Raw genomic sequence first — 12,770 nt, forward strand, 5'->3', positions numbered from 1 at the left:
GGCTAGCGCACAATCACCACTCGCATGACGACGCAAAGGGGGCCCGATGGCGAAGACCCAGGGCCAGAAAGACCGGCGTGCCGCACTCATCCGCGCGACCCAGCAAGCGGTCATCGCGCACGGCGCCGACGTCAAGCTCACCGAGATCGCCAAGCAGGCCGGCCTCACGTCCGGTGCCGTGCTGTACCACTATCCGGACGTCCAGTCCCTGATCCTGGAGGCGAACCGCGCCGGCACCGAGCGCTTCTACGACGAGCGCATGCGGACGCTCGCGGCGATCGAGGACCCCGCTGAGAAGCTGGTCCGGACGATCCGTTCGGGTCTGCCGAGCGACGCCGACGACGACGCGGTGCGGCTCTTCTGCGAGCTCGGCGGCGCTGCGCGGCGTCATCCCGTGTACGGCGCGCTGCTGACCTCCCTGTACGACCGCCAGGTCGCGATGTACCAGGTGATCCTCGAGACCGGCGCCGCCCGTGGCGCGTTCGAGTTGCGCCAGGACTCGCTGACGATCGGGCGCAACCTCGTCGCGCTCGAGGATGCGTACGGCTACCGCATGATGGCCGGGCACCCGACGATCGACCACGAGGTCGCGTGCGAGCTGCTCCTCGACTACGCCAGGCTGGCCACCGGCAACCTGCTCATCACCAAGGCTGCTCCTGACGACGAAGGGACCCCCACCGATGACTGACCGCGCCCTGACGATCCTGTTCATGCCCGAGTCGGCGTACGGCCCGACGAACCAGTGCGTCGGTCTCGGCGACATCCTGCTCGGACGCGGCCACAAGGTCGTGTTCGCGGCCGAGGCGTCGTGGAAGGGCAAGCTCGAGCCGCTCGGCTTCGTCGAGGCGCTGGTCGATCTCGCTGCGCCCGCCGAGGGAGCCGACGAGGCCGAGGAGGAGGACGCGGGCAAGTTCTGGACGGACTTCATCGCCGAGACCGCGCCGGAGTTCCGCAAGCCCACCGTCGAGCAGCTCGAGTCGTTCGTCGCGCCGACCTACCAGGCGCTCATCGACGGCGCGGTCTACTGCGAGCCGCAGTTGCGCGCGATCATCGCCGAGCACCAGCCCGACGTCATCGTCGAGGACAACGTCGTCACCTTCCCGGCGCTGATGACCTCTGACGCTCCGTTCGTCCGCATCGTCTCGTGCAACCCGCTGGAGGTGCGTGGCAGCGCCGACCTGCCGCCGCTGTTCGCCGGCTACCCGATCGCCGACCGCGCCGAGTGGGACGCGTACGACAAGCGCTTCAAGGAGACCCATCGCGAGATGTGGGAGGCGTTCAACACCTGGGTCCAGGAGCAGGGCACTCCCCCGCTGCCCGACCTGGAGTTCCTGCACACCTCCGACACGCTGAACCTGTACGTGTTCCCCGAGGAGGCCGACTACGACGCGGTGCGTCCGCTTGACGAGACGTGGGCACGGATCGACTCCAGCGTGCGCGAGACCGACGAGGACTACGTCGTGCCGACCGAGGTCGCCGACCGTCCCGACGACTCCGCGCTGATCTATCTCTCGCTCGGCTCGCTCGGTGGTGCCGACCTCGGCCTCATGCAGCGGCTGGTCGACGTCCTCGGGACCACCCGGCACCGCTTCATCGTGAGCAAGGGCCCGCGCGCCGACGAGCTGACGCTGCCGGAGACGATGGTCGGCGCGCAGATGGTGCCGCAGACCAAGGTCATCCCGCAGGTCGACCTCGTCATCACGCACGGCGGCAACAACACCACGACCGAGACGCTGCACTTCGGCAAACCGATGATCGTGCTGCCGCTGTTCTGGGACCAGTACGACAACGCGCAGCGCGTGGACGAGCTCGGCTTCGGCCGACGGCTCGACACGTACGGCTTCGAGGACGCCGAGCTGGTCGACGCGGTCGAGGCGCTGCTCGCCGACACCGAGCTGCGTGCGCGGATGGAGACGATCGGCGCGCGGATCCGTGAGCGCGACGGCCTGCGCAAGGGAGCGGACCTGATCGAGAAGGTCGGGCTGGACCACGTCGGCCGCGTTGCCGACCCGACGCTGGCCGATGCGCTGGAGTCGTCGGCCGTGGAGTCCTGACATCGACGACCTCGCCGCAGCCGTCCGGGCCGCGGACCCGGTCGACGTCCTCCCCGCGCGACACGCGGCGGAGGCGGGCCGGGTCCGCGGCCCGCTCGCGCTGGTCGCCGCGACCTCGCTGTCGGCGACGGTCACGCTGACCGTGGTGGAGGACGCGGACAGTCGCAGGTACGCGGCGCCGCTCGTCCTCGACGGCGACCGCGTCCGGCGGGCGGTGCCCGGGGACGGTGCGGCGCTCGCGCTGGTCGAGGCGCTCGGCCGTGGGTCCGACGGCGCGTTCTCCCTCACCCGGTGGGACGGGCATCCCGTCACCGCGGAGCGAGTGATCGACGTCGACCAGAGCAACGAGTCGGTCATCGTCCACGGGCCGGACGGCGGGGCCGTCGTGAAGTGGGTCGTCCGCGTCAGCGACGACGCAGACCCGGCGCCCGTAAGGGTCGCACGGCTGGTCGAGGCCGGGTTCGACGCGATGCCGACGCCGTGGGGCATGGTGCAGTGGCAGCCTGATCCCGAGAGCCCGCCCAGCCTGGTCGCGATGGTGACCGCGCTTGTGCCCGACGCACGCGACGGATGGCAGTGGGCGGTCCAGGACGCCGTCGCCTACGCGTCCGGCGCCACCTCGCTCCACGACTCCGCGACCGCACCCGGCGCTGCCCTCGGCGGGATCGTCGCGGCGATGCACCTTGGGCTTGCTGACTCCTCTCCCCCGGTTGCCGATGCCGAGCACGCCGCGGCGTGGCACGCCGAGGCCCTCGCGACCCTGGACGACGCGCTGGCCCTCATGGACGGCGCAGAGCGCGTGCGCCTTGAGCGCCACGCTGACGCACTGCGGAGCGACCTCGGCGCGCTCGCTCACGCCGCCGGCACCCCTCTCGTCCCGATCCACGGCGACCTCCACGTCGGTCAGGTCCTGCACGGCACCGATGGGGCGTACCGCGTGACCGACTTCGACGGGAACCCCGTCGCGACTCCAGCCGAACGCCTCGCACCGCAGCCCGCGGCGGTCGACGTCGCCGGGATGGCGCAGAGCCTTGACCACGTCGCGTACGTGGTGCGGCACCGCACGCCCGGCGTCGACCCGGCGGCAGTCCAACGCTGGCGTACGACGGCGGTCGAGGCGTTCCTGTCCTCCTACCGCGCGACCCTCGATGCGGCCGGACGCGGGGACCTCCTCGACGAGCGCCTGCTCGTGCCCATGAGAATGCGACAGGTGTGCCGCGAGTACGTGTACGCGGGACGGCACCTCCCGCACTGGCGCTACGTGCCCGACCGCGCCGTGCGTGACCGCTACGAAGACTTCACCGTTGTTGCCGCCGAGAAGGATGGTCCTGCCTGATGAACCCCGACGCGTTCGCCGCCGACCTCGCGGAGAAGCCCGCGCGACTGGCCGAGCTCGCCGCTGCGCTGGAGCGCGACGACCCGTGGGCGGCGGTCGGCCTCGACGCGCGGTCGGCCGACCTCGTCTTCGTGGGCATGGGGTCCTCGCACTACGCGTCGAGCGTCGCCGCGGCACGGCTGCGCGCACGGGGGGTCCGCGCCGTCGCCGAGCTGGCGAGCAGCGACCTGCTTCCCCGTACGGGGCCTGGGACGACCGTGGTCGCGGTGTCGGCCTCCGGCGGGTCGCGGGAGACCCTCGACGCGCTCGACCGCATCGCAGACTCCGGCGCCCGGGTGGTGGGCGTGACCAACGTCGAGTCGTCGGCACTGGCCGAGCGCGCGGACGTCGTTGTCCCGATGCTGGCCGGCCCGGAGCACGGCGGTGTCGCGTGCCGGTCGTTCCAGCACACGCTCGCGCTGTTCCTCGCGCTCGAGGCGGGGCTGAGCGGCACCGTGATGCCGGCCGCGACCGTCCGTGCTGCTGCCGACGCCTCGGCAGACCTGCTCGACCGCGAGTCCGCGTGGCTGCCTGCGGTGACGGAGGCGGCGCTCGGCCCCGACGGCACGCACCTCGCGGCACCGGCACGGCGGCTCAGCTCGGCGCAGCAGTCGGCGCTCATGCTGCGTGAAGGCCCGCGTCTCGCGGCGATCGGCTGCGAGACCGGCGACTGGGCGCACGTCGACGTCTATCTGACGAAGAACACCGACTACCGGCTCGTCCTGTTCGGCGGCTCCCGCTGGATCGACGGCGTACGCGAGTGGACCGACCCCCGGGGCACGACGATCGTGTCCGTCGGCGAGGACCTCCCGACGGCCACCGTGGCCGTGCGCTTCCGTGGCGACGAGGACGACGACGTGCGGCTGCTGAGCGAGACGCTCGTGATGGAGCTCGTCGCCGCACGGCGGTGGCAAGCGCAGGCGCAGGCCTAGGTGTAGGCCTGCGCCGCGCCGCCCTACCCGAGCGGTCGCGACCAGACGTCGGCGATCGAGGGGTCGTAGTACGCCGGGTCGTCCTGGTTCTCGAACTTCACACGCACGGTCCCGTCCGCCGCGGCCAGCGCTGCCGGCACGACGACCTCGTGCGTCTCGGTGCCGGCGCCCACGGTGCGCTGGTGCGTCCGCAGCAGTACTTCCTCGCCGTCGACGTAGACCTTGTAGCGCTTGGTCTGCGCTCGGTCGTACGTCTCGACCGCGCGGAGCACGAACGGTTTGCCGGGCTCGATCTCGAGGTCGAACGCGAAGTGCGAGAACGGCGTGAGGTGACCCGCGTACCGCCGCGTCAGCCCTGCCTCGTTGCTCGTTCCGGACGAGCTGGATGCCGTCAGACCGTGCGCCTGCTCCGAGGACGCCGCCCCGAGGTCGACGTGGTCGATCGCATCCGCGACCGACGGATCGATCACGACCACCGCCGTCCCGCTGCCGGTGGCGAGCTTCTCGCCGTCGCGGGTGAACGCCACGTCGAGCGAGTGCTGGGCGCGGGCCCGCTCGGTGTCGCGGGGAACAGCCACGGACAGCGACACCGTCTCCTCGCCACCCGCTGCCACCTCGACGTCCACGGGCTCCGGCACGGTCCAGCCCTTCGGGACCCCGACCTCGACCGAGCCGGTGACGGGCACCCGGCCCAGGTTGCGGACGCGCGTGGTCACCGTTGCCTCCCCACCGGGGCGGACCTCGCTCGGCGTCACGACGACTTCGTCCAGCGCGACCGGAGAGGCGACACCGACCGTGAAGCGCTTCGAGACCGCCAGGTGTGCGCCGGAGACCACGAAGCCGACCCGTGCCGACGCCGTGACCGAGGCCGGCTTCTGCTCCTCGTCGACGGTGACGGTGAGGTCCGTGCTCTTCTGCTCGCCCGGGGCGAGCTTCTTCGCGAGCGTCACCGGCTTCCCGGCTGCCCACCCGTCAGGCAGCTCGACAGCAGAGGCGGTGATGTCGCTCGACTGACGCCGCCCGCCGTTGCTCGCCGTCACTGTCACGGCGACGTCGTCACCGGGTCGTACGGCGGTGTCCGGTGCCGTCGCGCGGAACGACAGCTCGAGCAGGTCCGCCACGGCGACGGATGTGGCGCCGCGCGCGCCCTCGAGCGCCGCGCGTACCTTCTGCTCGTCGCTGTCCGACAGACCCGCCGAGGCGATCAGGTGGTCGAGCGGCTTCAGGGCGTGGTGCGCGAGGACGAGCGCGTCGGCCGCCTTCTCGTCGCGGTCCTGACGGGCATGCGCAAGAGCCGCCGTGGCGGAGGCGTCCGCGCCGGACGCCGCGACGCGGGCAAGCGCGAGCATCGCCGCACGCCCACCACTGACGTCGCGCAGGCTCGTCCGCAGCTCCCCGATGCGGTCCTTCACGTCCCCGACGAGGCCGGCCTGATCGTCGGAGACGAACGCGTACGAGCCGGAGCCGACCTCGACGACGACGTCGCCGCCGGCGTACGACACGTCATGGACACCCTCGGCGTCGGCGACCGCACGCCCTCCCTCGGTGACGGCGAGCGCGTTCGCGGCAGGGATGCGCACGGTCGCGGTGGAGCCGACCGGCACGTCGACATCCATCGTGAGGCGGTCGCCGCTGCGCCGCCAGCTGTTGCTGACCGGACCGTACGGCGTCTTGGTCGAGGCGCGTGCCCAGTCCATCTTGTCGGTGACCGCCGGGGCGATGGAGACGTTGCGGTAGCCGGTCTCCTCCGACGGGCTGATGCCCGCCACGTCGTGGTAGTACCAGTCGTCGACCGTGCCGAGGAAGTAGTGGCCGCGGGAGCGGGCGTCGAGCGCCCAGTGCTCCCACATCGACGTGCCGCCGTTCTCGGTCATGAAGCCCCAGCTGGGATACGTCGTCTGCGTGGCGAGCTCGTACGCGATGTCGGCGTAACCGTGGTCGGTGAGGACCGGCAAGAGGTACTTCGTGCCGAGCACACCCGTGTTGAGGTGCATGCCCTTGTCCTTGACGTCAGCGACGATGCTTGCCGCGGCCGTCTTCGCGGTCGCCTCGTCCGGGGCCAGCCCGAACGCGAGCGCGAGCACGTTGTGCGTCTGTCGGTAGCCGCGGTCGCCGTTGCCGCGGTAAGAGCCGGCGGCGCGGTCGAGGAAGCGGTCGTTGAAGGTCTTCTTCACGACGGCGGCGTTCTTCGCGAAGGCGTCGGCATCGGCGTCCTTGCCGAGGAACCGGGCCGAGCGCTCCATCGACGTCAGCATCGCGTACAGGTACGCCGTACCCGAGACCCGCGTGTCCTCGGGTGCGTTGCCACCGGCTGGGCTCGCCTCAGGGCTCACCCAGTCACCCAGGCGGGGATTGGTCACGAGCCCGTCCGCGGAGCGACCGAACTCGAGGTCGACGTACTTCTTCATGCCGTCGTAGTAGTGGGTGAGCGTGCGGGTGTCTCCGCCGTACTGATAGAGCCACCACGGGATCATCACGTACGCGGAGTGCCACGGCGGCGCGACGCCCCACTCCCCCCAGCTGCCGGAGCTCGGCGCGATCACCATCGGCGCGCCCTCGGCGTCGCGGGTGTCGTTCATGTCGGTCGTCCACTTGGCGAAGAGCTCGTGGACGTCGAGGTTCATCATGAACATCTCGGCGCCGACGGCCGCGTCACCGGTCCACCCGTTCTTCTCGAACATCGGGGTGTCGGTCGGGATCCCGTGGATGTTGTTCTTGAGCGTGTCGACGACAGCACGGTGCACGTCGTTCATGATCCGGCTGGAGCTCTCGAACGATCCGGTCTCCGCGGCGTCGGTGTGCACCGCCTTGGCCGAGAACGCGCTGAGCGGCGGTGCTTCGTCGCCCGGCCACCCGGTGACCTCGACGTACTGGAAGCCCTTGTAGGAGAACTGCGACTCCCACGACTCCTTCTCCCCTGTGCCGGCCAAGATGAAGCGGTCGGTCTGGAAGCCGGACTGGAAGCCTCCGTTGTTGGAGAAGTTCGGTCGGCCGTCGGCCTTGAGCTTCTCGCCGTACTGCGCCTTGATCGTCGTGCCTGCGGCGCCCTTGGCGGTGAGCTCGACCCATCCGGCGAGGACCCGGGGGAACTTCACGACGTACACGCCGTCGGCAGGCTCCGTGATCTCTTCGGCAGGCAGCGACTCAGTGACACGGATCGGCTGCTGCCGCTGGTTGACCAGCGTGCCCTTCGGTCCGTCGACCTCGCTCGCATGCTTCCATGCCGCGTCGTCGAACCCGACCTCGTCGAACCCGTCCTGCACCAGGCGCGCGTCGTACGTCTCGCCGGCGAAGAGGTCGTCGAAGACCGTCGGGCCGTCGTGGATCGTCCAGGAGTCGTCGGTCACCACGTTCTTGGTGGTCCCGTCCGCGTACTCGAGCCGCAGGACCGCACGGGTGACGGGCTCGTCGTGCCACGGCGGCGACTCCCACCGCCAGACGTTGCCGCCGGTCATCCCGTAGAAGCCGCGACCGAGCTCGACGCCCAGCGCGTTCTTGCCGGGCTGGAGCTGGTCGGTCAAGTCGGTGCCGACGTACTGTGCGCGGTCGTCGAAGTCGGTGAACCCCGGCGACAGTACATCCTTGCTGATCGGCGCACCGTTCACGCTGACGTCGGCATAGCCGCCCGCCGCGACGAAGAGCGTCGCCGCAGTGAGGTTCTTGCCGACGGAGAACTCCTTGCGCAGGAGCGGTGCAGGAGCGGTCTTCTTCGCAGGCGGGCGGACGCCGCTCCCCCACGGGCCGCTGCCGTACGCGGCCTGGACCACAGCCGGCGCCCACGCACTGTCATCGAAACCGGGTTCCTGGAATCCGTCCGTGACCTGCTTGCTCGCCTTCCAGGAGGTGTCGGTGGTCGTGACCGTCGTCGAGCCGTCGGACCACGTCGTCCGGATCTTGGCGATCAGGCCGGCGGGCGATCCGGGCCCGTTGTCGGTGCGCACGGCGAGGACGTTGCGATCCGGCCGCAGCGCGACCTTGTAGAGGTGCGACTGCTGCCACTCGTTCTCCGCGCCGCTGGTCTCACCGAGGAGCGAGCCGTTGAGCCAGACGCGGAACAGGTCGTCGGCGGTGAGGAGGATCTCGGCGCTGATCGCCGTCTTGCCCTCCGGCGCGTCCCACGTGGAGCGGAACGCGCGGGGCTCCGCGGGCGCGACCGGGGTGGTTGCCTCCGGGGTCCAGATCCACGAGGCGCCCCTCGGGTCGAGCGAGTCGGTCTCCGCCACGCGCTCGTTGCCGATCCACGCGCTGCCGGCCCAGTCTGTCTCTCCGAGCAGTCCGGTGCGGAACGTGCTCGTCGCGCCGGCCTTGCCCGCGCTCGTCACGACGTCGACGCGCCAGTGGTAGCGGGTCGCCGGGTCGAGGACCGGACCGGCGTACGCGACGTTCGCCGACTCCTGCGACCGTACGGTGCCGCTGTCCCAGCTCGTCCGGTTGCCGGTGAGGCCCTTCTCCGTGGTGGCGAGCCTCAGGCGGTACGACGTCTGCCTGACGTCGCGTTGCTTCGTCGAGATCACCCAGCTGAACCTCGGCTTCTCGACATCGAGTCCGATCGGCGTCGGCTTCTTCTCGACCTCGAGGTCGACGAGCTTCACGCCCTTCGGCGACGCGGTCGGTGCTGCTCCGACCGCGGGGGCGGCGTTCAGCGCGGGAAAGAGCAGGGCAAGCACCACGACGAGAGCCGCAGCGACACGACCCCGATCGAGCGGTCGGCGTTCCGACGCGGGCTTCGGCACGATTCTCCTCAGGAATTAAAACGATTCAACGAGGGAACGTAACCACACCTGATATGACGCGGACAACAGAAGTGACCGGTTGCGGCCAACACGCGCGACGGGGCTCCGACCATTGGACAGCAGAGGCCGCCCGCCCTCGACCCGAGTCGAGTGCGGGCGGCCCTTCGTCCTCTAGCGCGGTTGCTCCGCGATCTGGAACTGCACGTTGCCGTCCGGCGTGACCTGGGCGTCGAGGATCTTGTCGTCCAGCACCGCAGAGGCGCCGTCCTCGAGGTAGACCTTGGCCTCACCCGACTCGACGAGCGTGTCACCAGGCTCGCCTGCCAGTACGGCGGCGATGGCGAAGCCCTCCGCACCCGGTCCGCTGATGCGGAGACCCCCGTTCTCGGAGGGGACCTGCTTGTTGACCAGGGTCGTGACGATGTCGCTGGCGTTCTCGGTGAGGGTGAGCATGAGCTCTCCTTCCGTGGTGAACAGGTCCTCCCACCGTTCGTCGCGATGCGCCCGCGTTCAAGCGAGTGTCCGCTGGGTGGACAACCCGCCGGTACGGACGGCGGCTACCCTGCGGTCATGAGGAGCCACGTGACCCGGGAGGGCGGCACGGTCGTACGCCCGGCGGGTGCGTGGTCGGAGGCGGTCCACGCGCTCCTGAGAACGCTCAACGCGGCCGGCCTGGCGGGGGTCCCGGAGCCCCTCGAGATCATGCCGGACGGGCGGGAACGGCTCACCTACCTCGAAGGCACCGTCCCCGCCTACCCCATGCCGGACTGGGTGTGGGGAGACCTTGCGCTCGAGTCGACGGTGGAGCTCCTTCGTAGGGCTCACGACGCGTCGGCGAGCGCACCGAGGTCGGGACCGTGGCGGTCCCCCGTGCGCCAACCCGCGGAGGTCATCTGCCACAACGACTTCGCGCCGTACAACCTCGTGTTCGACGAGGGCCGCGCCATCGGCGCCATCGACTGGGACTTCGCGTCGCCGGGCCCGCGGGTATGGGATCTCGCCTACCTCGCGTACCGGATCGTGCCGCTCTCGACCGCCGACTTGGGCGATGGGTTCACCGACCGCCAGCGGCGTCGGCGACTTGAAAAGCTAGCGCGCCTGTACGACCCGGCCCTGGAGGCGGACGAGGTCTCGGCGATGGTTCCGGCACGGCTGCTCGAGCTCGCCGACCTCACTGCGGCAGCAGCCGAACGGCTGGGCGACGCCTTCCTCCACGACGACGCGGCGCTCTATCGCCGCGACACTGCGCACCTGTCGTCCTGAACTGTTCGTGGTCGCCACCTGCGTCGGGTTGACGGTCGCCACGCTGGGCGGCGAGGCCTACGAGACCGTCGTCCCGGTCTGGCTCGGGACGGTCACCGTCGTGCTCCCCGGCCTTGCCGGGATCACCGCCGTCGTCGCGGCCTGGCGGGGCGGGCGCGACTGAGGCGCGCGCGGGACCAGCGGCGAGCCCTACGGGTACGCGAGCCGGGTGCGTGACAGGAACGCGTCCGGCGTGCGCGACTCCAGGAGCTCGACGAGGACACCGTCGCTCGTCGTGCCGTAGCAGACGGCCGCGATGCCACCGCTGGACTCGGTGACGTCGTGGTGCCACGTCGTCCCGGCGACCTTCTGCCGTACGCCGTCGATGTCCGTGACGTCGAGGCAGAGGTGGTTGACGCCGAGGTCGACCGGGCGGGCCCGCGGCTCGTCGGCGCCTCCCAACACCTCGACGGCGACAGGGCCGGGAACCGTCGGAAGTGCGTGCGCCTCGGCGTCGGGGACCTGGACGAGGACACCGACGAGACCCGTCGGCCCGTCGCTGGCGACCACCGTCACCGGCGTGCCGTCCGGGCACCGTACGCGGCGCGCGCCCGACGGGGTACCGCCGGCGTCGACCGCCTGCGCGTACGTCGCGTCAGGGTCGACCGCCGCCCAGACGAGGCCCTTGACGCCGGGCGATCCCGGACTCCGTACGCCAGGGGTCGGCGACGCGAACGCGAAGAGCTCCATGAACGCGGCGTCCGTACGAAGCAGGATCACCTCGGCCGACGTGCCCTCGGTCGCGAGCGACTCGTCCGCCGGGGCCGTCCCGACCGGCCACCCGAAAGCCCCGTGCTCGTGCGCCGACAGGCCGCCGATCCAGAAGCGGCGTGCCGCCTCCAGGTCCGCGACGCTGATGCCTACGTGGTTGAGGGCGACGACGCGCCCGGCACTCTCCATGCCCGGAACCTATCGGGCGACAGCCTCCTCCGGGGCGGTCTTCACCCTCCCGGGCAGGACAAGCCCGGCAACCGCTGCCGAGACGGCGGCGGCGACGGCGGCGACCAGGAACGCCGCGGTGTATCCCGAGGCGGTCTGGTCGACCAGGCTGGCGGCGGCGACGCTCGACACGACCGCCGCCCCGAGCGACGCGCCGAACTCGTGGAACGTGGAGACGATGCCGGAGGCGATGCCCGCCTCGTGCGGTGCCACCATGCCGAGCGCCGTGGCTGACGCCACCACGAACAGCGTCCCGAGCCCAGCCGCGCTTACGCTGATGCCGACGACCACGCCGACGGTCGTCGTCCAGAGCACCGGGACGGCGAGACCCGCGGCGGCGAGGAGCATCCCGCCGACCCCGAGCGCGCGTCCGCCCGTACGGCCGATGAGCCGGCCACCGATCTGGGCTCCCGCCATGGTCGCCAGCGCGACGGGCAGGAACAGCAGCCCCGTCGCGAGCGGACCGAGGTCCGCGCGCCCCTGGAGGTAGAACGAGCCCAGGAAGAACACCGCCACCATCAGGGCCGTCGTGATCGCGATGACGAAGATGCCGGAGCTGACCGGCCTGCGCGCGAGCAGGTGCAGGTCCATCAAAGGTGAGGGGGCGATCCGCTGCCAGAGGCCGAACGCCAGGTAGAGCACGACGGAGACGGCGAAGAGGGTCAACGTCCGCGGCTCCAGCCAGCCGTCGTCCCCGGCGTCGATCATCGCGTAGATCAGGGTGCCGGTCGCCGCGGTGACGAGCACCGCACCGAGGACGTCCGGTCGCCGGGAGGCGCCGAGGCCCGCCGGCGGCAGACTGGGGAGCACGCGCGCGAGGACGACGAGCACGATCGCGCCGATCGGGACGTTCACGTAGAACACCCACGGCCAGCCCGGGCCGGCGGTCAGCACACCACCGACGAGGACACCGACCGCGGCGCCGCCTCCGCCGAGGGCGGACCAGATCCCCAGGGCACGGTTGCGCTCGTCGCCGTCGAACATGCGCACGACCGCCGAGAGGGCAGCGGGCGAGAGCATCGCCGCACCGAGCCCCTGGCCGACACGGCCCGCGAGGACGGTCCCCGCCTCCTCCGCGGCGCCGGTGACCAGCGACGCGATCGTGAACACGGCGAGCCCGGCGAAGACGAGCGCCTTGGGCCCGATGAGGTCGGCGAGACGCCCTCCGAGGAGCATCAGCCCGCCGAAGGTCAGGGTGTACGCGCTGACGACCCAGGTCAGCTCCTCGCGACTGAGGCCCACGTCGGCACCCATGTGCGGCAGCGCGATCGCCACGACGGTGACGTCGAGGATGAGCATGAACTGCGCGATGCCCAGCAGGGCGAGCGCGAGCCAGCGCTGCGGGTACGGGGTCGAAGCCTGGCCCGTCGGGCCGTCGGACGGGTGTGCGGAGGTCGCCATGACACTCCTCCTAAGTTGGACACGCAAGTACGAG

At 71.0% G+C, this 12,770-nt stretch carries 10 protein-coding genes; 6 read left to right on the top strand and 4 right to left on the bottom strand.

The annotated features are described in order from the left end of the window. Positions 1-46 precede the first annotated feature (46 nt). Genes HCT63_RS08605 through HCT63_RS08620 form a run of 4 tightly spaced genes read left to right on the top strand, consistent with a single transcriptional unit; the run spans position 47 to position 4,361 of the window. Positions 47-688: a TetR/AcrR family transcriptional regulator gene (locus HCT63_RS08605; protein WP_167003213.1), complete on the top strand. Its 642-nt coding sequence runs from the start codon at positions 47-49 to the stop codon at positions 686-688. Then, positions 681-2,054 (top strand): nucleotide disphospho-sugar-binding domain-containing protein, encoded by a 1,374-nt coding sequence (locus HCT63_RS08610; protein WP_167003215.1) that lies wholly within the window; start codon positions 681-683, stop codon positions 2,052-2,054. The genes HCT63_RS08605 and HCT63_RS08610 overlap by 8 nt, the downstream gene beginning before the upstream one ends. Further along, positions 2,023-3,390, top strand: a complete 1,368-nt coding sequence (locus HCT63_RS08615; protein WP_208322347.1) for a hypothetical protein — start codon at positions 2,023-2,025, stop codon at positions 3,388-3,390. Before HCT63_RS08610 ends, HCT63_RS08615 begins: the two co-directional genes overlap by 32 nt. Continuing rightward, positions 3,390-4,361: an SIS domain-containing protein gene (locus HCT63_RS08620; RefSeq protein WP_167003217.1), complete on the top strand. Its 972-nt coding sequence runs from the start codon at positions 3,390-3,392 to the stop codon at positions 4,359-4,361. Before HCT63_RS08615 ends, HCT63_RS08620 begins: the two co-directional genes overlap by 1 nt. Positions 4,362-4,384: 23 nt before the next feature. Here the strand turns inward: HCT63_RS08620 and HCT63_RS08625 are convergent, their stop codons facing one another. Continuing rightward, positions 4,385-9,094 carry a family 78 glycoside hydrolase catalytic domain gene (locus tag HCT63_RS08625; protein WP_167003218.1) on the bottom strand — a complete coding sequence of 1,570 codons (4,710 nt, stop codon included), beginning with the start codon at positions 9,092-9,094 and terminating at the stop codon, positions 4,385-4,387. Positions 9,095-9,265: 171 nt separating this feature from the next. Next, positions 9,266-9,547 (bottom strand): hypothetical protein, encoded by a 282-nt coding sequence (locus HCT63_RS08630; protein ID WP_167003220.1) that lies wholly within the window; start codon positions 9,545-9,547, stop codon positions 9,266-9,268. 117 nt (positions 9,548-9,664) lie between these two features. On the opposite strand from HCT63_RS08630, the gene HCT63_RS08635 reads away from it, so the two are divergent. Beyond that, the gene (locus HCT63_RS08635; protein ID WP_167003222.1) at positions 9,665-10,357 is read left to right on the top strand and encodes a phosphotransferase; all 693 of its coding nucleotides are present in this window, start codon (positions 9,665-9,667) and stop codon (positions 10,355-10,357) included. A 7-nt stretch (positions 10,358-10,364) separates the two neighbouring features. Beyond that, the gene (locus HCT63_RS08640) at positions 10,365-10,520 is read left to right on the top strand and encodes a hypothetical protein (RefSeq protein ID WP_167003224.1); all 156 of its coding nucleotides are present in this window, start codon (positions 10,365-10,367) and stop codon (positions 10,518-10,520) included. 26 nt (positions 10,521-10,546) lie between these two features. Here the strand turns inward: HCT63_RS08640 and HCT63_RS08645 are convergent, their stop codons facing one another. Next, positions 10,547-11,296, bottom strand: a complete 750-nt coding sequence (locus HCT63_RS08645) for a hypothetical protein (protein ID WP_167003226.1) — start codon at positions 11,294-11,296, stop codon at positions 10,547-10,549. Positions 11,297-11,305: 9 nt separating this feature from the next. After that, positions 11,306-12,736 (bottom strand): MFS transporter, encoded by a 1,431-nt coding sequence (locus HCT63_RS08650; RefSeq protein ID WP_167003228.1) that lies wholly within the window; start codon positions 12,734-12,736, stop codon positions 11,306-11,308. Positions 12,737-12,770 lie beyond the last annotated feature (34 nt).

The organism is Mumia sp. ZJ430, assembly GCF_011751845.1.
GTDB lineage: Bacteria > Actinomycetota > Actinomycetes > Propionibacteriales > Nocardioidaceae > Mumia.